Here is a 23,355-nt window from a genome sequence, read left to right as displayed (position 1 = left end):
CGAGGGTTTCTGATCAGGAACTTCTCCTGGAGCCAGCTTCACCCTCGATCGGGATCGGGATCCGGCATGCCGTACAGCTCGTGCAGGCGCTCCTCGTCGTCGAGGAAGTCGTCCGCCGCTTCGGGGTCGGCGCTCTCCACCGAGTCGGCCGTGTCCACCTCGGACTCAACCGTCTGCACCTCGGACTCAACCGTCTGCACCTCGGACTCATCCGTCTCCACCTCGAGTGACACGACCGGCACCTCGATCGTGCGGTCCTCGTCGCCGGGCTCTGCGTAGATCTCCGCGGCCTCGTCCTCGTGGGCCGGGACCTGTTCCTCCTGAGCCTCAACCGCACCGAGGTGGAGATCAGCATCCTCGTGGCCGGTGTCCTCGAGGTCGTGGTCGAGGTCTTCTACGACGTCGTGATCATGGGCGACGTCATCACTGTCGTCGACGTCCGCAGCCTCGATGTCCGCAGCCTCGATGTCCACATCCTCGATGTCCCCAGCCTCCTCGTCGGCCTCGACGAACTGGTCATCCCCGAGCTGCTCAGCGAACGAGGAGGTCGCGACTGGCGCAGCGGCCAGCGCGCCACGGACCCTCGCGGTCACCGGAACCAGCGAGTCATCCTCCTCCGTGAGCCGATCCATCCGGCGCAAGCCCTCCACGATCCGCCGGGCCGACTCCTCATCTCCCTCGGACGAAGCGCGGGCCAGGCCGCTGAGGACGCGGGTCTCGGCGATCAGCCGGGCCCGCGCGTGCAGGTACGGGTCGGGACGATGCGCGCGTGCCAAGGAGTAACTGTCGAGGACCGCCTCCCAGGCGCGGGGGCTCGCTTCGGCGTAGAGCTCCGCGAGGTCCACGGCGGGGTCGGCCACGGCGGCGTCCTCCCACCCCGTGACGGCAACCACCCGACCACTGCCCGCGTCTGCCTCGTCGCCGAAGACCACCAGCAGGCTGGATCCGGTGAAACTGCCATGCACCGGCACAGTCGCGAACTGCCACAGCGGCGCCGCTTCGAAGGCCTCCTCCCACCGCGCCAGGAGTCCGGTCGGCACCCGCCCGGTCTCGGCCGCGCGGTCCACCTCCGCGATGGCGCGCTGCCGGCAGGCAGCGGCATCGAACGTCGGCACGTCCTGCTCCTCGAAGACCTCACGTGCGATGTTGTGCACTGCAGCCAGGGCGCGCCCCACCGCGCTGGCCAATCCCGGCCCGGCGGGCAGGCGTGAGAAGTCCAGGGCAGTGCCGTCGACGTGCGGATACACCGCTGCCTGGCCGTTGCGGCCGAGGTCGGCATACCCCACGGCCGCAGGCACCTTGAAAGGGACGTGTCGTGCGAGCTGGCGGACCAAGTCCTCGTGCTGACGCAACCGGGCGCCTGAGGCCGGATCCAGCGGGGCGTGCACGACCCAGCGCCGCCCGGTGGCGTCCTCGACGACAGCCTTCTGCACCCCCATGTCTTCGTGCTCGTCGTCGCGGATACCAGCCACCGACACCGGCTTCATTCCGGGCACGGCGGCACTGGCGAGGGCGGCCAGGGCCAGGTTGCGCATCACTGTTCCACCGTATGCGGTGCCCGGCCCCCAGCCCGGGAGGTGGGCCCGGCACGTCCGCTGACGGCGTCTGGGACTCGTCGGACCCGGGACCTACAGTGGCCAGGTGAGTCCTACCGATGAGACGCTGCTTGATCTGGCCCTGTCGCGGACGTCCGTGGACCGGTCCGGGCACGAGCGCGCGGATCGATCGACACTCACCCGGGCCCTGGAGTCCCAGGAGACGAGGGTGCTGGTTCTGCGGGATGGGCGGGCGCCCATCACCCGCGGCGAGGTGGTGCGGTTGGCATTACGTGCGCCGCGTGCCATGGACGCAGCCGCTCAGCCGTGGTTCCTGGGGCGTGATGGCACCAGGGCCTATCTGGCCATCGACGAAACGGTCGGTCCCGGGCCGGCAGAGGCGGATGCCGACAGTGTGGAGGAGGAGGGGGCGCTCGTATGGCGTTCCCTGCGCGACGTCGGCGCCGAGCTGGACGATCTTCAGGCCGGGTTGCTGACCACAGCCACGGCGCTGGCGGGGTGGCACGGCCGCCACCAGCACTGCCCGCGCTGTGGCGCCCGCACCGAGGTCACGCACGGCGGCTGGGTGCGACGGTGCCCGAAGGACGGCAGCGAGCACTATCCCCGCACCGACCCGGCCGTGATCATGGCTGTCATCGACCGGCAGGACCGCATCTTGCTCGGCACTGGAATCCCGTGGCCCGACGGGAGGGTTTCCGTGCTGGCGGGCTTCGTGGAGGCGGGGGAGTCGATGGAGGCTGCCGTGGTGCGTGAGGTCCGCGAGGAGGTGGGCATCGAGATCACCGACCTGCAGTACCGCGGCAACCAGCCGTGGCCCTTCCCCGCGTCGCTGATGCTGGGGTTCCGAGCCACCGCGACCACCACGGACCTCGCTCCGGATCCGGAGGAGTTGCGCTGTGCCGACTGGTTCACCCGCGAGCAGCTGGAGCAGGGCATGGCCAACGGCGAGTTGACCCTGCCGAGCCGGACCTCGATCGCCCGTCGGCTCATCGAGGAGTGGTTTGGCGACCGGCTCGACGATCTGGAGCAGCCATCGGCTGGCGGTGTCCGGTGAGCGGTCAGCCCACGCTGGTCCAGCTCTCGCCAGACCAGATCTTGGATCGCCTTGATCCTGAGCAGCGTCAGGTCGCGGAGCACCCCAGCGGTCCGATGGTGGTGCTGGCCGGAGCCGGCACGGGCAAGACGCGCGCGATCACCCACCGCATCGCCTATGGGGTGGGGACCGGGACCTACCATCCGGCACGCGTCCTCGCGGTCACTTTCACCAGCAGGGCTGCCGGGGAGATGAGGACCCGGTTGCGCGGGCTGGGGGTGCCAGCGGTGGCCGCTCGCACCTTCCACGCCGCCGCCCTGCGCCAGCTGCAGTTCTTCTGGCCACAGGCAGTGGGGGGAGCACCGCCGGACGTCATCGCCCAGAAGGTGCCAGCAGTGGCCGAGGCGGCGGGTCGACTGGGTCTGCGACTCGACCGCGCCGGATTGCGCGATGTGGCGGCGGAGATCGAATGGGCCAAGGTCAGCCTCCTCACGCCGGCCAGCTACGTGCCGGTCGCGCGTCGGGAGGTGCGGACACCGGCGGGCTTGGACGCGACCGCGACGTCCCGGTTGATGGAGGTCTACGGCGAGGTCTGCTCCGAACGGCATGTCATCGACTTCGAGGACGTGCTTCTTCTCACCGCCGGCATGCTGGACGAGCACCCCCGGATCCTCGCCCAGATCCAGGGGCAGTACCGGCACTTCGTCGTCGACGAGTATCAGGACGTCAACCCGCTCCAGCAGACCTTGCTCGACCTGTGGGTGGGGGAGCGTGCCGACCTCTGTGTGGTGGGCGACCCCGCGCAGTCCATCTATTCCTTCACCGGAGCTTCTGCTGACCACCTCCTGGGCTTCACCGCACGCCACCCTGAGGCACGCACCGTGCGCCTCATCCGCAACTACCGGAGCAGTCCCCAGGTCATCCAGCTCGCCAACCTCGTGCTCGCGGAGGCGGGACCCGGAGCGGTCAAGCTGGTCGCCGGCTCGGCTCCGGGGCCATCCCCGACCCTGATCGCCTTCGGTGACGACGAGGCCGAGGCCGACGGGGTCGCGAGCACGGTCTCGTCGATGCTGGCCGAAGGGACCCCGGCCAGCGAGATTGCGGTGCTCTATCGGACCAATAGCCAGTCCGAGGTGCTCGAATCCGCTTTGGCGCGGGCTGGCATCCCCTACCTACTCGTGCGTGGGGGAGAACGCTTCTTCTCCCGTGCCGAGGTGCGCTCGGCCCTGTTGCTGCTCCGCGGAGCAGTGCGTTCGGACGACGGTTCCCAACCGCTCGGCGAGGTGGTTCGCGGAGTCCTCGCGGGCGCCGGGTGGGCTCCTGAGCCGCCAGCGGGGGCCGGGGCCACCCGCGAACGCTGGGAGAGCCTGCAGGCGCTCGCGCTCCTGGCCGACGACATCGCGCGCACCACCCCCAGCGCGCGGGTGGCCGAGCTGGTCGCTGAGTTGGACCGTCGGGCCGCCGAGCAGCACGCACCCACCGTGGAGGGCATCACGCTGGCCTCCCTGCACGCCGCCAAGGGGCTGGAGTGGGACGCGGTGCTCATCATCGGATGCAGCGAGGGACTGCTGCCCATCACCCTCGCGGATACCCCCGAACGCGTCGAGGAGGAGCGTCGCCTGCTCTACGTCGGCATCACCCGTGCTCGGCGTCAGCTCTGGCTGAGTTGGGCCACCGCCCGAAATCCGGGCGGAAGGGCCGCCCGCTCCGTCTCGCGATTCCTCGCCGCTGGGGCGTCGGTCCTGGGTGGCGGCGCGGTCTCGACGGCGGGACCGACGAAGAGTCGGCGGGGCCGCCGCTCCCGGTCCGGGTCGGCTGCGCCCCGGGTGTGTCGGACCTGCGGGACAGTGCTGCAAGCGGCTGCTGAACGCAAGACGGGGCGGTGCTCCGCGTGCCCGCCGACCTATGACGAGGCGGTCTTCGAGGCACTGCGTGAGTGGCGTCGCACCGTGGCCCACGAGGCCAAGGTCCCGGCGTTCGTGGTCTTCACCGATGCCACCCTCACCACGATCGCCGAGACGATGCCGATGGATGCCGATGCGCTCCAGGGGATCTCAGGGGTCGGGTCCCGCAAAATGGAGCTGTACGGACCTGCAGTACTTGACCTGCTCCGGGAGTGGCGTTCGACGTCGGCGCACAAGACGAAATAAATGCGTTGCCGATCGGTGGGGGACGGGCATACAGTGTCCATGTCCAGCCCACGACCGTCCGCGGTCCTGGGGTCGCGCAGCTCGGAAAGGAGGGTGAACACCATGGAGAAGATGATCGTCACCGGCGCGAACGCGTCCGTTGGTCGCGTGCGTGGTGCCGCCCTGCCCATCTTCGGGGTCGAGCTGCGCCCGCGTCTGAGCGCGTCCTTTGCCGCCGCTCCGACCCCCGCCCCCGTCCTGGACGTCTTCGTCGCCCGGCCCGAGTAGGTCTTTCCTACCGGCCCAGGCCGCGAATCCTCGTCTGAGGATCCGCGGCCTTTCTGCTGTTCGGCCCTTCCGGTCAGATCGCAGCGGTGGCTGTGCGGATCCGCTCCGACCGCACGTAGGAGGCACCGGTATGACGATCACCGCCCCACACCGAGAACCCCATCAGCAGCAGTACCGACAGCACGAGGAAGGACCTGACGTGCACACCGCGCTCAGCACGCACGGCGACGCAGTGACCACCGAAGCCCACGGCCGGCGGGCGGCGCTGCCCTGCCGCGACCACGACGCGGACTTGTGGTTCGCCGAACTGCCCGATGACGTCGAGCGCGCCAAGGAGCTCTGCCTTGGTTGCCCGCTGGTGGAGCAGTGCTTGGCTGGTGCTCTGGAACGGCGAGAGCCCTGGGGAGTCTGGGGTGGCCAGCTCCTGCTCCAGGGGGTGGTCGTCCCGCGCAAGAGGCCTCGCGGACGTCCGCGGAAGACCGAGGTGGAGGCCGCCTGAGGCGAGCCCTGCTCACCACCGAATCACCCCGACCGCGACCCGGGTTGCGGCTGATGCCAGCCGCAACCCGGGTGTCGGTGCCACCGACGGGTGACCACCTGGGGGGTTCCCGGTCCCACCTCGTGCGAGAGGCCAGCCGTCACCTCGCCCCCGGAGCACCAGGCGTGTGCGACCAAGGCGGCCACGCTCACGGCAGCGTCCTTGACCACTCGTGGTAGCACCACCGGTTCGGCCTGCTGCACCGGATGACCCCACCAGGTGGCGATGTCCGGCCACGCGGGATCGCGGTCGGCGCGATGCCTGTCCAGGCAGTGCAGGCACGGTCCGGTCTCCCGACGGACCAGCGGCCCGATCACCACCCGGCGTTCCTGGACCACGATCGGCAGGGTGGTCCTCATCTCCCGAGCCTGCTCGGTGCCCACCTCCAGGGGCAGGACGTGCTGGTGCACCAGGATCGTGAGCCCAGGCTCCTGGTTCTGGCAGCGTGTGGACGGCTCCTGCGTGCCGGCCGGAGATCCCAGGGACTGCCGCAGAGCGCTCGCCACCTCACCCACGCCGCGGACCAGGCAGGGTGGTGACGGTCGTGCGGGCGGGGCCGGTGGCCGCACCAACGCGGCCGCGATCGCCCCGGTGCTGACCACATCGGATCCGGGTTCGGTCACCACCATCGAGCCGGGTCCGACACCGACCTGGTGGTGGCCACCGGGGCGGGCCACCATGACCTGCTCAGCGGCCTCCCGCACCGCGGGCCCATGCCACCGGCCGAAGCTGTGTTCAGATCTGCTCACCGCTCCAGCGTCGCACCCGAGCCGGGGCAGGGACCCTGTTTGTCCACAGGCACCGACGACGCGCCTGGGCCGGGGGTCACCTCTCGCCAGGCGCGTCGTCGCTGTCCTCTTCGCTGCCGTCGTCGCTGTCTTCGCCCTGGCCGCTGTCGCCCTCGGGCGCAGCGCTGCCCGCAGGGGGTTCACCGCTCAGCAGCCGCTCGATGTCGTCATCGGTGATGGTCAGCTCCGGGTCGGCGGAGTCCTCATCCCGGCGTCCGGCATACCCCAGGGGGTCATCCAGATCAGCCGCGGTGGGCGCGATGTCCGGGTGCCCCCACGCCTGGTCACGACCGCTGTGTCCCTTCGCCTCCTCGAGCGCGGCGAAGAGGTTGGCGGCATCGCGCAGCCGTCGCGGACGCAGTTCCAGTCCGACCAGGGAAGCGAAGGTCTTCTCGGCCGGTCCACCGGTGGCCCGACGACGTCGCACCGCCTCGGACAGGGCCTCGGCATGCGGGAGGTGAGGGGTGGTGGCGCGCGCCGTCACGACGTCCACCCACCCCTCGACCAGCGCTAGCAGCGTCTCCAGGCGTGCGAGCGCAGCCTGCTGCGCAGGGCTCGGGTCGGGCGCGAACAGGCTGCCGCCGAGCGCCTCCTGCATCGCTTCGGCGTCCTGCGGGTCGACGCTGCGCACCGCTTCCTCGATCCCGTCGGTGTTGATGGTGATGTCGCGGGCGTAGGCCTCGACGGCAGCGAGGAGCTGAGGCCCCAGCCAGGGAGTACCGGCGAAGAGTCGGACCCGTGCGGCCTCCCGGACGGCGAGGTACAGGTGGACCTCACCGGGGTCCACCTCCAGCCCGTCGGCGAACTCCTTGACATTGGCCGGCAGGATCGTCACGGACTCATCACCCAGCAGGGGGATCCCGACCTCGGTGCCCGACAGCGTCTCACCGGCCAGCGTGCCCACCGCCTGGCCCACCTGGCCTCCGAACATACTGGCACTCATACGGCGCACCATCGGCTCCATCTGGCCCATGAGTGCCGCCGGGTTCATCCCCGGGGGCAGACCGGGGATGGAGGGCGCTCCGTCCTCACCCAGCTGGCCCAACTGCTGCTGCATCGCCGAGCCGAGCGCTGCCTGCAGGCCGTCGGCAACCGGAGCAGTCAGTCGGGTCCACACCGGCAAGGTGAGCTCAACCCACTCCGCCCGGCTGAGCGCCCGAGCCTGACCCTCGGGGCGCGGCAGGTCGGTGACCGCATCCAGCCACAGCGTGGCCACCTGCACCACCTGTTCGACGTCGCGGCTGGTCGTTGCGGAGATCGAGGCGTCGCCTGCTTGGGCCACGACTTGGCGGGCGATGTCGTGCGCCAACTCGGTGTTCACGGGACCGTCGTCACCTGCGCCCCCACCCATCAGCATCTCCATCTGGCTGCGCAACTGGCCGACCTGGGCCGGGTCCAGATCGCCCAGACCCATGGCGTCGAGAGCCTCGCGCATCTGGGGGGGTACGGGCCCCCCGAAGAGGGCCTCCAGCGGATCCGAGCCTGCTGCCGGCGGGTGGGCGGACTGGTCCCCAGGTCCGCGAAATCCCATCCCTGAGGGAGGAGTTCCGTCCTGGTGGTCGTCAGGGTCCTCGGGCCGGTGCTGGTCGTTCACGTGCTACTCCTCTCGTGACCGGGGCGGGACCCGGTCGTCTCCAGCCTGCCATCTGCTTCGTCTCGACAACACCCATGGCCGCCGATCCGTTCCACACAGATCACCAGACCTCGCACGAGTTCGCCATCGGGCACGGTGGTCAGCGGTCTCCCAGCGAGCATGCGGCATGATGACCCGGTGACAGAACGCCAGCTCACCGTCGTGACCGACCTGCGCGACACTCCGCTGTCGGTCGACGAGGCTCTGGACGCGGTGCGTCACCCCCGCGCTGGTGCGGTCGCCCTCTTCGTGGGCACGGTGCGCGAGCACGACAGTGGCCGGGACGGGGTGACGACACTGGACTACAGCGCCCACCCCGACGCGCTTGAGCACCTCAGCAGGATCGCGGACGAGGTCGGCCAGGAGGACCAGGTCCACGGTGTGTATGCCGTGCATCGGGTCGGTCCGCTCGCCGTCGGTGATCTAGCGGTCGTGTGCGCCGTGTCCGCCGAGCACCGCGCCGAGGCCTTTGCCGGCGGGCGACGACTGATCGAGGAGCTCAAGGCGCGCGTGCCGATTTGGAAGCGACAGGAGTTCGGCGACGACGGACACACCTGGGTGGGGCTATGAGCGAGTCGGAGGCGACGGACACACGAGCCGAAGCTGCGCCCCCGCACACCGGCGTCAACCGGTGGGCCGCGGTCGCGATCGTCGGCACGATCCTGGTCGTCCTCGCCGCGGCTGCTCTGAACTGGGTCACAGTGGATCGGGTGATCTACCGACCGGGCCCGGTCTACGACACGCTCGGTGCTATCGACGACACCAATGTCGTCCAGATGGACGAGGACCTGGAGACCTACCCGACCGATGGGGAGCTCTACTTCACCACCATCCGGCTGCAGGGCGGGCCGGGGGACTCCGTCACGGCCTGGGACTGGTTGATGGCCGAGTTCGATTCGTCCCTGACTGTGGTTCCCCGGTCGCAGGTCTTCCCCGACGACGTCACGGCAGAGGAGGTGAAGGAGCAGAACGTCTCCCTCATGCAGCACTCCCAGCAGGACGCGGCGGTCGTCGCGCTGCGGGCGGACGGGATCACGGTGCCGGAGAAGATCATGGTTGCGCAGGTGATCAAGGACGCCCCGGCCGATGGTGTTCTGGAGGTGGATGATGAGATCATCTCGGTCGAGGGCGATGCCATGACCGACACCGAGACTGTGCGTGAGCGCCTGCAACAGGTCGCACCGGGGGACAGTGCGCAGATGGTGCTCCGGCGCGATGGTGAGGAGGTCACCATCGATGTGCCTACGCGGGAGGACCAGGACACCGGCCGCACGATCGTCGGGGTGTACCTGGCTCCCGACTACGAGATGCCCTATGACGTCAAGGTCTCCGCGGGCAATGTCGGCGGTCCCAGCGCGGGTTTGATGTTTGCGTTGGCCATCTACGACACGATCACTCCGGGCTATCTCACGGAGGGCAAGGCCTTCGCCGGCACCGGCACGATCAGCGGGAACGGCAGCGTGGGGCCGATCGGGGGTATCACTCAGAAGATGGTGGCGGCCCGCGATGCTGGCGCCCAGATCTTTCTCGCGCCGGTCGGCAACTGCCGGGAGGTCGTCGACCACCAGCCGAGCGGGCTGGTGGTGGTTCCGGTCTCCACCTTCGAGGAGGCCAAGGAGTACGTCGAGGAGACGGCGGCCGTGGACGACCCAACGTCCGTAGAACTGCCGACCTGCCAGCAGGTGCTGCAGGGAGTCGGGGACGACGCACCCTCGACCCCTTGAGTTGATTCGCTTTTCGTGCCCTAGTCCCGCAGTGTCATGGCCAGGGCATGGGTGAGCCCGGGTGCGATGTCCCGACCGATCGCGACCGCATCGTCGTCGTCGTAGCGGCGCTGCCGGAGCAGGCATACCTCGCTACCGTCGCGCAGCACCGCTGCCAGCAGCCGAACGTCCTGACGGTCCGGGTGAGCGGCGAGCCGATCCGCAGCCTCCTGGCGGTCCTCGGGAAGGTCGTGCTCGGCCTCCGGCGGGACGACGATCCGTTCGATCGCCAGCGCAGCGCCTTCGACCTCATCCGGCCAGGCGACGCGGCCCAGCAGGGACTCAAGATCCGCAGTGGGCGGCAACCCGTCCTGCTCCACCGCGGTCAGCCCCTCGTCATCGGCCCCCAGCAACTTCCCGGCCAGCCTGGGCTCCCGCTCCCGCAGCAGACCAGTCCGCACCAAGGCGAAGAGGCGGGGAGGCTGGTCCCATCCCAAGGTCGCCACATGCCGCTCGGTGTCGGCGGCGGCGGTGAGGAGGTCGTCGGGGGTCGGCTTCTCGGTGGGCACGCGCCCATCGTTGCATCCCCGGGCTGGGCGTCGGGAGCGTGCCGCGGGGAAGTTAGGCTAGTCGGGTGAGTGAGCCTGACCAGCGCCCCCAGCCCGACGAGCCGCACGGCCCGCCGCAGAGCGGTGGTGGCGCGCACTCAGCAAGCCCCGGTGGTGGCGGTCCCCGACGCCCCAGCCGCCCTACCCGCCCTGGGGGAGGGCGCAACAGGTTCATCCCGACGCTGATCATCCTCTTCGTCGTCGTAGGTGTCATCGGATATCTCGCCACGCTGTGGACCGAGTTCCTCTGGTATGACTCCGTCGGCTACCGCGGGGTGCTGACCACCCGGTTGCTGACGCAGGTCGGACTCTTCGTGGTGGCCGCCCTCGTGACCGGGCTGGTCGTGTGGGCCTCGCTGTGGCTGGCGTGGCGGCACCGCCCGATCTATGCCCCCAGCACACCTGAGCAGGCGGCGCTGGATCGCTACCGGGCGGCGCTGGACCCCATGCGCAAGCTCGTCTTCGTCGGGATCCCGCTCGTGCTGGGAGCCTTCGCCGGCACGGCGGCGGCCGCGCAGTGGCAGACAGTTCTGCTCTTCCTGAACCGGCAGCCGTTCAACCAGACCGACCCGCACTTCGGGATGGATATCGGATTCTTCGTCTTCAGTCTGCCGTTCTGGCAGATGCTGGTCTCCTTCGCCACCCTCATCCTCGGCCTGTCCTTGATCGGCGCGCTGCTGACCCACTACATCTACGGTGGGCTCCAGCTGCAGGCCGCACAGGGCACCTCCCGGACATCCACCCCGGCTCGCATCCAGCTGGCGCTCACCCTGGCTCTGCTGCTGGTGGTCCGGGCGGCGGGGTACTGGATCGAGCGGTACACGCTGTCGATGACCCAGCACGGGCGCATCACCGGCATGGCCTACACCGACGTCCACGCGCTCCTGCCCACGCGCGGGATCCTGGCCGTCGCCGCCCTCCTGTGCGCGATCTTCTTCATCGCCACCATCTGGACCAAGGCCTGGCGGATCCCGCTGGTCGGTCTGGTGGGGTTGCTCGTGGTCGCCCTCGTCCTCGGCGGTGCCTACCCCGCGTTGGTGCAGTCACTGAAAGTGCGCCCCTCGGAGGAGCAGCTGGAGACCCCCTACATCCAACGGGCGATCGAGAGCACCCACGAGGCCTACGGGCTCACCGAGATCGACAAGATCGACTACGACGCGGAGACCGAGGCCGAGCCTGGGCAGCTGCGCAGCGACGCCGCGACCATCCCCGGCATCCGCATCGTCGACCCGTCGGTGGTCTCGCCCACCTTCCGTCAGCTCCAGGGTGTGCGTAACTACTACCAGTTCTCCGACGCCCTCGACGTCGACCGTTACGAGATCGACGGTGAGATGGTGGACACCGTCATCGCGGTGCGCGAGCTCAACCTGGACGGCATCGCCGCGGCTCAGCGCAACTGGGTCAACGAGCACACCGTGTACACGCACGGCTTCGGTGTCGTCGCCGCCTACGGCAACCGCCGTTCGCCGGAGGGTGAGCCGGTCTTCTTCGAGCGCAACATCCCCCCGACGGGGGAGCTCGGGGAGTATGAGCCCCGGATCTACTTCGGCGAGTCCTCGCCGCTCTACTCGATCGTCGGCGCGCCCGAGGGCGCCGAGCCTCGCGAGCTGGACTACCCGGCGCGTGGTGAGACCGGTGAGATCCGGAACACCTACCAGGGTGATGGCGGCGTGGCCATGGGTGACTACCTGCGTCGAGCGGCGTATGCGATCAAGTACCGGCAGATCGAGATCCTGCTGTCGGACCTGATCAACAGCGAGAGCCGCATGCTCGATCACCGCGAGCCGCGCGAACGCGTGGAGCGGGTCGCCCCCTGGCTCCGTCTTGACGGCAACCCCTACCCCGCCGTCGTTGACGGGCGCGTGCTGTGGATCATCGACGGCTACACCGTGACCAGCCGCTACCCCTACTCCCAGATGGAGGAGCTCGGCGAAGCGACAGCTGACTCGCTGCAGGCCGCCGCGAACGTCCGCTCGATCGGGCAGGGGCAGGTCAACTACATCCGCAACTCGGTCAAGGCCACGGTCGACGCGTTCGACGGCTCGATCGAGCTCTATGCCTGGGATGAGGAAGATCCGCTCCTGAAGGCCTGGAGCCAGGCCTTCGACAACACGGTCCGGCCGCTGGCCGACATCGACGGTGAGTTGATGAGCCACCTGCGTTATCCCGAGGACCTGTTCAAGATCCAGCGCCAGGTGCTCTCGCGCTACCACGTCACCGATGCCGGAGCCTTCTTCGGTGGGCAGGACTTCTGGGCCGTCTCGGAGGACCCGAGCGTGGAGTCCCAGAACAAGCCGGACATCCCGCCGTACTACCTCTCGATCGCGATGCCCGAACAGGATGAGCCCACGTTCAGCCTGACCACGACCTACATCCCCCAGGGTGGGGCGCGGCAGAACCTCACGGGCTATCTGGCGGCCGACGCCGACGCCGGCAACGAGACCGGTGAGCGTCGCGAGGGCTACGGTCAGCTCCGGCTGCTCGTGCTCCCACGCGACACCTCGGTGCGCGGTCCCGGACAGTTCCAGAACGACATCAATTCCTCCAACGAGACCTCCGAGGCCTTCACCCAGACGCTGTCGCAGTTCCTGAACCTGAACCGGCAGCAGGGTTCGCAGGTGAAGATCGGCAACCTGCTGACGTTGCCGGTCGGTGGCGGGCTGCTCTACGTGGAACCGGTCTACGTCCAGGCTGAGGGCGGGACCTCCTACCCGCTCCAGCGACTGGTCGTCGTGGCCTTCGGCAACGAGTTGGCCTGGTCCGACACCCTCGACGGGGCGCTCGATGAGCTCTTCGGTGGAGACTCCGGGGTCACGGCCGGTGACGCGGGCACCGAGGGCGATCCGGCCGACCAGGAGCCGACTGGGCCCAGCGACCCCGAGTCCGAGGGTGATCTCGCGGCGGCCATCGCTGACATCGAGCAGGCGTATGCCGACGGTCAGGAAGCCTTGGCCGCTGGGGACTGGGACGCCTACGGTCAGGCGCAGCAGGCCCTGCAGGACGCCATCGAGCGCGCTGTGGCGGCCAGCCCCGGCGGTGGCTCGGTCAGCATCCCCGGCCCGGACGACGCGGAGCAGACCGAAGCGCCCTGAGCGAAGCCGCGCTTCGGCGCCGGGCGGCACTCGATTTGGTGAGGGCCGCCCGGTGGCGTAGAGTAAAGACTCGCGAAACACGACGCGGGGTGGAGCAGTTCGGTAGCTCGCCGGGCTCATAACCCGGAGGTCGCAGGTTCAAATCCTGCCCCCGCTACTCACCGCTCGTGCAGAGCGCGCAGAAGGCCCGGACCCATGGTCCGGGCCTTCTGTCATCCCGTCTTTCCGCAGTTCACCTCCCCGCGATTACAGTGTCACGACCATGCCCCTGGATTTCCCCATCGCCACCACCACCTTGTCCAACGGCCTGAGAGTCGTGGTCAGCGAGGACCGCTCCGTGCCCACGGTGGCGATGAACCTGTGGGTGGACGTCGGCTCCCGCCATGAGCAGCCCGGACGCACCGGTCTGGCGCACTTGTTCGAGCACCTCATGTTCGAGGGTTCGGAGCTGGTGGGGGCAGGGGAGCACATGGCCGAACTGATGGCGCACGGTGGACGCGCCAATGCGACGACCTCCTTCGACCGCACGCTCTACGTGCAGACCGTGCCCAGCGGTGCCGTGGAACTGGCTCTGTGGCTGGAGGCGGACCGTCAGGGACACCTGCTTGCCGCCCTGACCCAGGAAAACCTGGACGTCCAGCGGGACGTGGTGGTCGAGGAGAAGCGGCAGCGTTACGACACGGTGCCCTTCGGCGATGCGCTAGCGCGCGTATGTGCTGGTGTCTTCCCCGAGGACCACCCCTATCACCACACCACCATCGGATCGATGGAGGATCTGGCCGCCGCGAGCCTGGCAGACGTGCACGCCTTCTACGTGGCCAACTACGGGCCGGCGACCACGATCCTCACCCTCGTCGGTGACCTGGGCGAGCAGGACGGCTTCGCGCTGGCCGAGAAGTATCTCGGCCACCTGGAGGATGCGACCCAGGCTCGTCCCCCCGCGGGCGCGGCGTTGGCCCCGCTGGCTGAGGCGCCCAGGATCGAGGTGCGCGGCGAGGTCCCTTCCCAGCGTCTCTATTTCGGTTTCCGGTTGCCGCCAGCCACGGACCCCGCTTTCCTGCACTGCGGGATCGCGCTCGACGTGGTGGCTGGGCTGGGGGTCTCCCGGTTGCAGTTCCGGCTTCTGCGCGGCGAGGAGAGCGTCAGCGCGGTCTCCGCCTCGGCGATCGGCCTCGTCGACGGTGCCTCGCTCGGCCTGCTGGTCCTCGACGTCAGTGAGGGTGTGGATCCCGACCGGGTCGAGGCTGCCGTCCATGAGGAGTTGTCGAGGTTGGCGGATGAGGGGCCGACCGAGGATGAGGTGAGGACCAGCTACGCCGAGACCGAGCGCTCGTGGTTGGAGGCGCTCGCGGGTTTCGATGACCGCGCGGAGCTGATCAGTCGGGCCGCGGCGGTCCACGGTGACCCGACGCGGATCAACCGCTATCTCGACGAGGTGCAGTCGGTGAGTGCCGACCAGGTCCGCGAGGCGGCGGACACCTGGCTGCGGCCCGGGGCGGCCCTCGTGCTGCTCTATCGTCTGGACGCCACGGAGGAGGGAGAGGCCAGATGAGCGCCCGCATCCACACGCGTCCCGAGGTGCGGCCACCCCGAGCCTGGACCTTCCCGGTGCCAGAGGAGCACGATCTGCCCAACGGCCTGCGTCTGCTGGTCGTCGACCTGCCGGGCCAGCACGTGCTCTCCCTGCGGGTTCTGCTGCGGTTGCCGGTCTCGACCGAGCCCCGGGGTCAGGAAGGTGTCACCTTGCTGATGGCCCGTTGCCTGGACGAGGGGACCGAGGAGCACGACAGCGAGGAACTGGCCACGATCCTGGAGCGGCACGGCATCGCCTGGGGCGCGGGGGCGGGAGAACGAGGTGTGCACCTCGGTGCCGAAGTCACCTCCCGCGACCTCGAGCTCACCTTGCGCCTGACCGCGGAGATGCTGTCGCGGCCGACCTTCCCTGAGGTCGAGGTCACGCGTCTTCGCAGGCACCGGTTGACCGACATCGCGCACGAGGACGCCAACCCGGGAGCGCGCGCGGCCAAGGAGTTCGTGCGCACCTATTACCTGCCCGAGGACCGCGCGAGCCGTCCGCTCGGTGGTCTGCCGGACTCGGTCAACGGGCTGTCCGCGGAGATGGTCCGTGCTCGGCACGCCCAACTCCGGGCCGAGGGAGGGGTGGTGGTCCTGACCGGTGACCTGGGCGCGAGCGACGGGGTGGTGCAGCTGGTCGCCGACACGCTCGGCCGGTGGCAGCCCGCCTCTGGTTCGGGCGTCCCAGCCGAACCCGGTCCGGCCCGTCGGGCCCCAGACGCAGACCGCACCGTGATCGTCTCCCGCCCAGGTTTGGCCCAGACCGACCTGCACCTGGGGCGTCCGGGTCCGGACCGTAGGACCCCCCACGGCTGGGGGACCTATCAGGCCTTGGGGATGCTCCTCGGAGGGGCGCCGCACTCGCGGATCGACAGGGTGCTGCGTGAGGAGCGCGGTTACACCTACGGGCTCCGGTTGGGCTTCCGTCCACGCTCGCGCGGTGGCACCACCGTCGTGGGCGGAGCGGTGCGCGCGGATGCTTCTGTGCCCGCCCTGGAGGAGTTGCTCGCCATCCTGGACACGCCGGGGAGGGAGTTCGACGAGCGGGAGGTGCGGGCGGCCGCCGACTATGTGGCGCGCACCGCGCCCGGCAGGTATGCCACCGCGGACGTCGTCGCGGATGAGATCCTCTCGATGGTCTCCGACGGGCTGGCAGCGGACACCGTGACGGCTACCCTGGCCGAGCTCAGGGCGGTTGGGCCCGACCAGGTGGCCGCCGCGTGGGACGAGGTGCGACGGGGGCCGGGCTGGACCATCTGCCTGGTCGGCGATCCCCATCAGCTGGCTGGCCTGTCGCAGCACGTGGTCGGGGAGCCCACGATCATCGACTGATGCTCAGCCCTCCGCGCCCTCCAGCGGGGTCAGGGTGGTGAGGACCTCTTCATGAAGGCGGCCGTTGCTGACGACGACGGCCGTCCCAGCCCCGCTCTGCCGGCCCGTGACGGCACCGCCCCAGGGGTCGCTGATCCGTCCGCCCGCCTCGCGGACCACCGCTTCCAGGGCACTGAGCTGGTAATGATCCAGATACGCGCCGAGCGCCACATCGGCGGCCCCTTCGGCCACCAGGGCGTGGCTCCAGAAGTCGCCGTACGCGCGCGTTCGCCACGCCCGGTCGGTGAGCTGGGCGAAGCCCTGGCCGTGTGAGCCGAAGAGCCAGGAGGCGATGTCATCGGCGCTGACCGAGGCATGGTCGAGCACGGACGTGCTTGAGACGCTGATGGTGCTCGCGCGGGCCAGGGTGCGTCCCGTCCAAGCCCCGGAGCCCAGGCCAGCCCACCAGCGTCGCGCCAGCGAAGGCGCCGCAACGAGACCGAGCACCGGCTGGTCCTCGACGACGAGCGAGATCAGGCTGGCCCAGGAAGGCACCCCCCGCACGTAGTTGGCCGCGCCGTCCAGAGCGTCCAGCACCCACCGGCGCTCACCCTGACCGGTCGGCTCCAGAAGGCGACCCTCCACCCGGTCACGAGGGCGGACGCGCTGCAACTGGTGGCGGAGGAGTTCCTCCAGCCGCACGGCTGCGTCGGTGGTCAGGCTGCCGTCGGCGGCCACCTGGACCTCCTGCCCAGGGGAGGCGAACAGTTCCATGGCGGTGCGCTCCACCGCGTCGGCCAGCACGTGCGCGAGGCGCAGGTCGTCGTCGAAGGTCACCACCGCCCCACGGTAACGGCTCGGTGCCGGAGGCCGCCGCGGCGCACCGACCTCCGCCCAGGTCAGGACCGGTCGTCGCCGGTACGGCTGCGCAGCAGCCGGCGCAGTGACTCCAGGCGCGCAGCCCCTGCCGGCCCGGCGGCACCCGAGCCGACGTAGGTGTCCAGACCGCAGTCCGGCTCGTCGTGGCTGCAGCCGCGAGGGCACTCCGCGGTACCCGGCGCGAGATCCTCGAAGTGCTCGATGAAGGTCGCCGGGTCCACATGGCCCAGCCCGAAGGAGCGCACGCCTGGGGTGTCCACCACCCAGCCGCCGCCGGGCAACTCGAGGGCGACCGCCGAGGTGGAGGTATGCCGTCCGCGTCCGGTCACGCTGTTGACCGCGCCTGTTGCGCGGTCGGCGTCGGGGACCAAGGCGTTGACGAGGGTGGACTTACCGACCCCTGAATGGCCGACCAGCACACTGGTGCGTCCGGTGAGTTGCTCCTGGACGCGGGTGACGGCGTCCGCGTCCAGATCGCCGTTCGCGGTGCCTCGAGTGATGACGTGCGGCACATCCAGCGCGGTGTAGCGCGCGAGGAACTCCTCAGGTGAGGCGAGGTCGGCCTTGGTCAGGACCAGAAGCGGGTCCATCCCCGCGTCGTAGGCCGCCACCAGACAGCGATCCACCATCCGCGAGCGGGGTTCGGGGTCGGCTAGGGCCGTCACCACCACGAGCTGGTCGGCGTTCGCGACGATGACCCGCTCGACGGTGTCGCTGTCGTCGGCGGAGCGTCGTAGCACCGTCTCGCGATCCTCGACCCGCACGATCCGGGCGAGGGTGTCGCGCTCCCCGGAGGTGTCGCCCACCATCGCCACCTCATCGCCCACCACGATCCGGGTCCTGCCCAGCTCCCGTGCCCGCATGGCCACGACCGTGACCTCCCCGATCCGGGTCGTATACCGCCCACGGTCCACCCCGACGACCATCCCGACCACGGCGTCCTCGTGGGCGGGCCGATCCTTGGTGCGCGGTCGGGATCCTTTGCGGGACGGACGATCCCGCACAGCGGACTCGTCGAGGTGGTCGTAGCGCCCGCTCACCGGTCAGCACCGCCACGATCGAGCCGCGTGGAGGCTGCGCGCTCCCAGGCCGGGGCGAATCCGGGGAAGGTCTTGTCCGCCGTCCCGATGTCCCGCACCTGGACCCCCGGGAGCGCGGCACCCATCACGGCGGCGAACATCGCCATCCGGTGATCGTGGTAGGTCTCCACCACCGCGCCACGCAGCCGACCGGGTTCGATCAGCAAGCCGTCGGCGGTCTCCTCCGCCCGGCCGCCGAGGCGGATGATCTCGGTGCTCAGGGCCGCCAACCGGTCGGTCTCATGGCCGCGCAGGTGGGCGACGCCGCGGATCCGGCTGGGTCCGGGCGCGAGGGCAGCGAGAGCCGCGATGACCGGGGTGAGTTCCCCGACCTCGGACAGATCGAGGTCGGCTCCGACCATCACGCCGTCCCCGGCGTGGACGACCAGGCCGTCGGTGCCCAACTCGCACCGCACGCCCAGGCGCGCGAGCAGCTCTGGAAGGTGTGCCCCCGGCTGGGTGGATACCGCGGGCCAGCCGGCCAGTCGCACGCGCCCGCGCGTGACCGCCGCGAGAGCCAGGAAGGGTGCCGCGGAGGACAGGTCCGGCTCGACCGTCCGGTCGAAGGCTCGGATCGGACCCGGTTCGACCCGCCAGCCGGCATCCCCCAGCTCGCCCGCCTCCACCCCCACCTCGCGCAGCACCTGCAGGGTCATCTCGAGGTGAGCTCGGCTCGGCACCCCCGCACCGACATGCCGAAGGGTGAGGCCATCCCGGAAGCGTGCCCCCGACAGGAGCAGGGCGGAGACGAACTGCGAACTCGCGGAGGCATCGATCTCGATCTCACCGCCGACGACGCCGACTCCGCCGCCGTCGGTCCCGGAGCGACCACGCACCGTGAAGGGCAAGGTGCCGCGATCATCGTCCGCGACGGTGACCCCGAGGGATCGCAACGCCTCGAGCACCGGCCCTACCGGGCGGACGCGGGCCGTCTCGTGGCCGTCGAACCGGACCGGTCCGTCGGCCAGAGCGGCGAGCGGCGGGACGAAGCGGATCACCGTGCCTGCCTGCCCGCAGTCGATATCGGCCCCGCCGGTGAAGGCGGCGGGTGGGACCACCGACCAGACGTCGTCCGAGGAGTCATCGATCCGGGTGCCCAACGCCCGCAGGGCCGCGATCATCCGCTCGCTGTCGCCCGAGCGCAGTGGTCGCCGGATGGTCGAGGGGCCGTCCGCAAGGGCGGCGAGCACCAACCAACGGTTGGTCAACGACTTGCTGCCGGGGACCTCGACCACCGCGTCCACCGGAGCGCCGGGGTAGGGGGCGGACCAGGTGGCGCTGGGGTCGGTCATCGGCGGGTCGTCTCCTCTGGGTGCGGCTGAAGGGATGCTGGTCCTCACGCTACCCGGCTCCGCGGAGCTCCAGCTTCGCGAGGAGCTCTCGCGCGTGGAGGGTGACGGCGGCCAGGTCGCGGGTAGGGGAGTGGGTGCCCGGGACCGGCCGCAGCAGCAGCGTCTCGCCGGCGACCGCCTTCGCCACCTCGGCGGGGGCGCCGAAGGGGTCCTTCTCGCCCTGGACCACCAGGGTCGGCAGGCCGGCTCGGACCGGGCCGGCGAGCTCCTCGGCGCGGCTGCGGTCCGGTCGGCCCGGCGGGTGAAGTGGGAAGGCCAGGCACAGGACTGCAGCCACCTGCGGCAGGTGTCCGGCGACCGCGGCCCGACAGGCGACCCGCGCCCCGGCGCTGCGGCCCCCGAGCACCCACGGTCGGGGCAGGTGTATGCCGTGTGCCACCTGCCACTCCTCGTCACCAGCGAGCGCGGTCAGTTGCCCGTAGGCCTCGTCGAGTCGGGCCGGCGCAGGACCGACCCGTTTGCCGGCGACCCGCCAGGGCTGGTCTACCAGCACCACTATCCACCCCTCGTCCACCAGATCGAGCAGCGCGAGGACATCGGCGGCATCGCGTTGTCCGCCGGCGCCATGCCCGAGGAGCAGGGTGCCGTGGATCGGTCGGGAGGAGGCGCCCGGGGGAGAGTGGACCCGGAGGCGGGCGGGACCCTGATCAGTCGGGAGGTGGAGGGCCACGGGGTCTGGTCGGCCGGGCTGCGGCATACCGGTGGGATCGGTGGTCATCCGCCGACGACCTCTCCAGTGTCGAGATCGACGGCACCGACGATCTCCTCCGGGCCAAGGGGCTCGAGCAGCCCGGGGCCATTGCTCCGGGAGGAGTTGACGGTCCTCGAGACCGCCCACGCCTCGAACCGTCCGGGCAACTGGGTGGCGGTGATGAGGTCGGTGACCTCGTGCTGATCGGTGACGTCTGGAGCCAGCCAGTCCGCCCAGTGCTCCCTCTCCAGCGCGACCGGTTGGCGGTCATGGATGCGGTCCAGGCCAGGCTCGGCGGCCTGGGTGAGGATCGCGTAGGAGACGACCCACGCCAGTGGATCGTTGGGTGCCGCGGAGGGGTCCTTCCAGAACTCGTACAGGCCGGCCAGCGCCAGCGGTTTCTGGTCCTGGCGGGTGATGAAGAAGGGCTGCTTGCGCGGCTTGCCCTTGGCATCGAGCGCGACCGGGGAGGGCTGCCACTCATACCACCCGGTGATCGGCACCAGGCAGCGTCGCCGGGCAGCGGCGGGGGCGAAGGCCGGTTTGTCGAACAGGGTCTCCGACCGCGCGTTGGTCATCCGGGAGCCCACTGACGGCTCCTTGGCCCAGGACGGGACCAGTCCCCACGTGAGCAGCCGGAGCTGGCGGACGGGATCGCCGGGCTCCTCGCCCTCCCCTCGCGCCGGACGGGTGAGGACGACCGGTGCCTGCTTGGTGGGCGCCATGTTGTGGTCCGGGGTCCCGGCCGGGGGCTCCTGCGGGGACTTCAGGAGGCTGCGGGAGCGTTCGTGGCTGGCGTCGAGCTCAACCTCGTAGGCCTCGACCAACTCTTCGGGGTTCGCGGTCGCGGCGTAACGCCCACACATCAGGCGGCATCCGCGGCAGCGTGCCGTCTCACTGGCGGTACCCGGAGAGGAAGTTGCCCATCCGGTCCAGGGCGGCGGCCAGGTCGGTGCCCCAGGGGAGGGTGACGATCCGTAGGTGGTCCGGCTTCGGCCAGTTGAAGCCGGTCCCGTGCACGACCAGGATCTTCTCCTGCTCGAGCAGGTCCAGGCAGAGCCGTTCGTCGTCGTGAATCTCGTGGACCTCGGGGTCGAGCCTCGGGAAGACGTAAAGGGCTCCCTTGGGCGTGACGCAACTGACGCCTTCCATGGCGTCCAGCATGGAGACCGCGATGTCGCGCTGCTCGGCCAGCCGACCGCCGGGTCGGATCAGCTCCTCGATGCTCTGGTGCCCCGACACCGCGACCTGGATGGCGTGCTGGGCAGGGACATTGGGGCACAGGCGGGTGCTGGCGAGCAGGTCGATTCCCTGCAGAAAGCCCGCGGCGTGGCCGGTGGGGCCGGTGATGGCTACCCACCCGGCCCGGTAGCCCGCGACCCGGTAGGTCTTGGAGAGCCCGTTGAAGGTCAGGCAGAGCAGGTCGGGCGCCAACGTGGCCAATGGAACGTGCTCGGCCTCGTCGAACAGGATCCGGTCGTAGATCTCGTCCGAGAGGAGCAGGAGGGAGTGTACGCGGGCGATCTGCACGATCTCCTCGAGGACCGACCGGGAGTAGACGGCTCCCGTCGGGTTGTTGGGGTTGATCAGCACGATCGCCTTGGTGCGGGGGCCGACCTTCGCCCGGATGTCCTCGACAGCGGGGTTCCAGCCGTCCTCTTCGTCGCACAGGTAGTGCACCGGCGTGCCGCCGGCGAGGCTGGTGGCGGCGGTCCACAGCGGGTAGTCCGGCGCGGGGATGAGCACCTCGTCGCCGGGATCGAGGAGCGCCTGCAGAGTCATCATGATGAGCTCGGACACCCCGTTGCCGAGGTAGACCTTGTCGACGTCCAGGGCCGGGAAGTCGGGGACATCCTGATAGCGGGAGACGATGGCTCGGCGGGCCGACAGGATCCCCTTGGATTCCGAATAGCCCTGCGCCACAGGCAGAGCCGCAATCATGTCCTGCAGGATCGTGTCCGGAGCCTCGAAGCCGAAGGGGGCCGGGTTGCCGATGTTGAGCTTGAGGATGCGGTGCCCCTCAGCCTCCAGCTGGGCCGCCCTCGACGCGACGGGGCCGCGGATCTCATAGAGGACGTTCTGCAACTTGACCGGCTGGGTCAGGGGCCGGAGCGGGCGGGCCGTGGGGCGCGGGCTGGTGGTCACCTGTCCATCGTCGCACCTTCCACCCTGTAGGGTCCGTGGGGTCGCGGCGAGTTGGAGGCAGGTGGGTCGTATGAGGTGGCAGAACCTTGGTCTGGCGGTGCTGGCTGTCCTGACGGCAGCGCTGGTCTGGTGGACCTTCCGGAGCGCCCAGGAGCCGATCTCCGAGCCGATGGTCGGGACGACCGATGGTGCTGCGGGCACCCAGGGTGCGGCTCCGCAGAACGGCCAGGGCTCTGACGAGGTCGGCGAGACGACGTCAGCGACCGAGGAGCCGACCGTGGAGGAGCAGGAGTCGCCCTTGGCGGCGGCCGCGGAGATTCTCGCCTCCGGCGATCCAGTGGTCGTGGCCGCCCTGGGCGATTCCACCGGCAACCAGACCTGGGAGTGGCCTTACCTGTGGGCCGGTCAACTGGGTCAGGGTCGGGACGTGACCGTGCACTTCTGGGACAGCGATGGCCAAGCGGGCTACTTCGCGCCGGAGGCCATCAGCACCGACACCGGTGGCGACGATGGCGCCGTCGACCTGTGGATCGGTCACCAGCCCGGTGCCGGTGCGGCTTATCCCGCCGAACGGCTGGACACCCTGATCCCCGAGGACCCCGATCTGGTGATCCTCAACTATGGACACAACGACCCGGCGGGGGAGGTGGGGGCCTCCTACGAACTCACCCTGACAGCTCTGCGTGAGCGTTTCGGGGACGACCTGCCCATCCTCGTCACGCTCCAGAACCCGCAGGTCGAGGATTCCGACTCCGACGTGCGAGAGGAGATCCGGGCCTTCGCCGGACGCCACGACCTCGGGATCATCGATGTCGCTGACGCCTTCCTGGACCAGGAGGACCCGGACGCCCTGCTCGGTGACGACGTGCACCCGGACGAGGCCGGACAGCAGCTCTGGGCCGAGACGGTGGCGACCTCCCTCTCTGCTCCCTGACCTCAGGCCCCGATCGAGGGC

Annotated in this window: 20 protein-coding genes and 1 tRNA gene; 11 read left to right on the top strand and 10 right to left on the bottom strand. The window is 70.0% G+C overall.

What is annotated here, in order from left to right:
- Positions 1 to 38: 38 nt before the first annotated feature.
- Positions 39 to 1,535: a phosphotransferase gene (locus ACQBAT_RS11350; RefSeq protein WP_420747071.1), complete on the bottom strand. Its 1,497-nt coding sequence runs from the start codon at positions 1,533 to 1,535 to the stop codon at positions 39 to 41.
- Positions 1,536 to 1,641: 106 nt separating this feature from the next.
- Here ACQBAT_RS11350 and nudC point away from each other — a divergent pair, with 106 nt between their 5' ends.
- From nudC to ACQBAT_RS11330, 4 genes are all read left to right on the top strand, one after another.
- A complete protein-coding gene (gene nudC, locus ACQBAT_RS11345; protein WP_420747070.1) occupies positions 1,642 to 2,610 on the top strand; it encodes an NAD(+) diphosphatase in 969 nt (322 codons plus the stop codon).
- A 95-nt stretch (positions 2,611 to 2,705) separates the two neighbouring features.
- Positions 2,706 to 4,739 carry an ATP-dependent DNA helicase UvrD2 gene (locus ACQBAT_RS11340; RefSeq protein WP_427197763.1) on the top strand — a complete coding sequence of 678 codons (2,034 nt, stop codon included), beginning with the start codon at positions 2,706 to 2,708 and terminating at the stop codon, positions 4,737 to 4,739.
- Between the two features lie 102 nt (positions 4,740 to 4,841).
- On the top strand, positions 4,842 to 5,006 hold the full coding sequence (locus tag ACQBAT_RS11335) for a hypothetical protein (RefSeq protein ID WP_420747068.1): 165 nt from the start codon (positions 4,842 to 4,844) through the stop codon (positions 5,004 to 5,006).
- Positions 5,007 to 5,136: 130 nt separating this feature from the next.
- The gene (locus tag ACQBAT_RS11330; protein WP_420747067.1) at positions 5,137 to 5,505 is read left to right on the top strand and encodes a WhiB family transcriptional regulator; all 369 of its coding nucleotides are present in this window, start codon (positions 5,137 to 5,139) and stop codon (positions 5,503 to 5,505) included.
- A gap of 23 nt (positions 5,506 to 5,528) precedes the next feature.
- On the opposite strand, the gene ACQBAT_RS11325 is transcribed toward ACQBAT_RS11330, so the two are convergent.
- Entirely contained in the window at positions 5,529 to 6,293 is a 765-nt protein-coding gene (locus ACQBAT_RS11325; protein WP_420747066.1) for a hypothetical protein, read from the bottom strand.
- A gap of 76 nt (positions 6,294 to 6,369) precedes the next feature.
- Entirely contained in the window at positions 6,370 to 7,926 is a 1,557-nt protein-coding gene (locus ACQBAT_RS11320) for a zinc-dependent metalloprotease (RefSeq protein ID WP_420747065.1), read from the bottom strand.
- 177 nt (positions 7,927 to 8,103) lie between these two features.
- Between ACQBAT_RS11320 and ACQBAT_RS11315 the strand changes: the two genes are divergently transcribed.
- Positions 8,104 to 8,535, top strand: a complete 432-nt coding sequence (locus ACQBAT_RS11315; protein WP_420747064.1) for a molybdenum cofactor biosynthesis protein MoaE — start codon at positions 8,104 to 8,106, stop codon at positions 8,533 to 8,535.
- Complete coding sequence (locus ACQBAT_RS11310) at positions 8,532 to 9,689, top strand: PDZ domain-containing protein (RefSeq protein WP_420747063.1); 1,158 nt, start codon at positions 8,532 to 8,534, stop codon at positions 9,687 to 9,689. Before ACQBAT_RS11315 ends, ACQBAT_RS11310 begins: the two co-directional genes overlap by 4 nt.
- 20 nt (positions 9,690 to 9,709) lie before the next feature.
- On the opposite strand, the gene ACQBAT_RS11305 is transcribed toward ACQBAT_RS11310, so the two are convergent.
- Positions 9,710 to 10,237: a PPA1309 family protein gene (locus ACQBAT_RS11305; RefSeq protein WP_420747062.1), complete on the bottom strand. Its 528-nt coding sequence runs from the start codon at positions 10,235 to 10,237 to the stop codon at positions 9,710 to 9,712.
- A 65-nt stretch (positions 10,238 to 10,302) separates the two neighbouring features.
- Here ACQBAT_RS11305 and ACQBAT_RS11300 point away from each other — a divergent pair, with 65 nt between their 5' ends.
- The 4 genes from ACQBAT_RS11300 (at position 10,303) to ACQBAT_RS11285 (ending at position 16,275) form a co-directional block, all read left to right on the top strand.
- Positions 10,303 to 13,368, top strand: a complete 3,066-nt coding sequence (locus ACQBAT_RS11300) for a UPF0182 family protein (RefSeq protein WP_420747061.1) — start codon at positions 10,303 to 10,305, stop codon at positions 13,366 to 13,368.
- Positions 13,369 to 13,451: 83 nt separating this feature from the next.
- A tRNA-Met gene (locus ACQBAT_RS11295) sits at positions 13,452 to 13,525 on the top strand.
- Between the two features lie 105 nt (positions 13,526 to 13,630).
- A complete protein-coding gene (locus ACQBAT_RS11290; protein WP_420747060.1) occupies positions 13,631 to 14,920 on the top strand; it encodes a M16 family metallopeptidase in 1,290 nt (429 codons plus the stop codon).
- Positions 14,917 to 16,275, top strand: coding sequence for a M16 family metallopeptidase (locus tag ACQBAT_RS11285; RefSeq protein WP_420747059.1), 1,359 nt, complete (start codon positions 14,917 to 14,919; stop codon positions 16,273 to 16,275). The genes ACQBAT_RS11290 and ACQBAT_RS11285 overlap by 4 nt, the downstream gene beginning before the upstream one ends.
- A 3-nt stretch (positions 16,276 to 16,278) precedes the next feature.
- Here the strand turns inward: ACQBAT_RS11285 and ACQBAT_RS11280 are convergent, their stop codons facing one another.
- From ACQBAT_RS11280 to ACQBAT_RS11255, 6 genes are read right to left on the bottom strand one after another with little or no spacing between them, the layout of a single operon-like run.
- The gene (locus ACQBAT_RS11280) at positions 16,279 to 17,094 is read right to left on the bottom strand and encodes an inositol monophosphatase family protein (protein ID WP_420747058.1); all 816 of its coding nucleotides are present in this window, start codon (positions 17,092 to 17,094) and stop codon (positions 16,279 to 16,281) included.
- Positions 17,095 to 17,153: 59 nt separating this feature from the next.
- Entirely contained in the window at positions 17,154 to 18,173 is a 1,020-nt protein-coding gene (gene rsgA / locus ACQBAT_RS11275) for a ribosome small subunit-dependent GTPase A (protein WP_420747057.1), read from the bottom strand.
- On the bottom strand, positions 18,170 to 19,504 hold the full coding sequence (gene aroA / locus ACQBAT_RS11270) for a 3-phosphoshikimate 1-carboxyvinyltransferase (RefSeq protein WP_420747056.1): 1,335 nt from the start codon (positions 19,502 to 19,504) through the stop codon (positions 18,170 to 18,172). Before aroA ends, rsgA begins: the two co-directional genes overlap by 4 nt.
- A gap of 49 nt (positions 19,505 to 19,553) precedes the next feature.
- The gene (locus ACQBAT_RS11265; protein ID WP_420747055.1) at positions 19,554 to 20,282 is read right to left on the bottom strand and encodes an alpha/beta family hydrolase; all 729 of its coding nucleotides are present in this window, start codon (positions 20,280 to 20,282) and stop codon (positions 19,554 to 19,556) included.
- Positions 20,279 to 21,121 carry an SOS response-associated peptidase gene (locus tag ACQBAT_RS11260; RefSeq protein WP_420747054.1) on the bottom strand — a complete coding sequence of 281 codons (843 nt, stop codon included), beginning with the start codon at positions 21,119 to 21,121 and terminating at the stop codon, positions 20,279 to 20,281. Before ACQBAT_RS11260 ends, ACQBAT_RS11265 begins: the two co-directional genes overlap by 4 nt.
- 28 nt (positions 21,122 to 21,149) lie before the next feature.
- Positions 21,150 to 22,400, bottom strand: coding sequence for a pyridoxal phosphate-dependent aminotransferase (locus ACQBAT_RS11255; protein ID WP_420747053.1), 1,251 nt, complete (start codon positions 22,398 to 22,400; stop codon positions 21,150 to 21,152).
- A 70-nt stretch (positions 22,401 to 22,470) separates the two neighbouring features.
- On the opposite strand from ACQBAT_RS11255, the gene ACQBAT_RS11250 reads away from it, so the two are divergent.
- Complete coding sequence (locus ACQBAT_RS11250; protein ID WP_420747052.1) at positions 22,471 to 23,334, top strand: SGNH/GDSL hydrolase family protein; 864 nt, start codon at positions 22,471 to 22,473, stop codon at positions 23,332 to 23,334.
- Positions 23,335 to 23,355 lie beyond the last annotated feature (21 nt).

The organism is Ornithinimicrobium pulveris (genome assembly GCF_050261105.1).
Classification (GTDB): Bacteria; Actinomycetota; Actinomycetes; order Actinomycetales; family Dermatophilaceae; genus Ornithinicoccus.
Note: the sequence above shows the minus strand (reverse complement) of the source record. Positions and strands in the feature narration are given on the sequence as shown.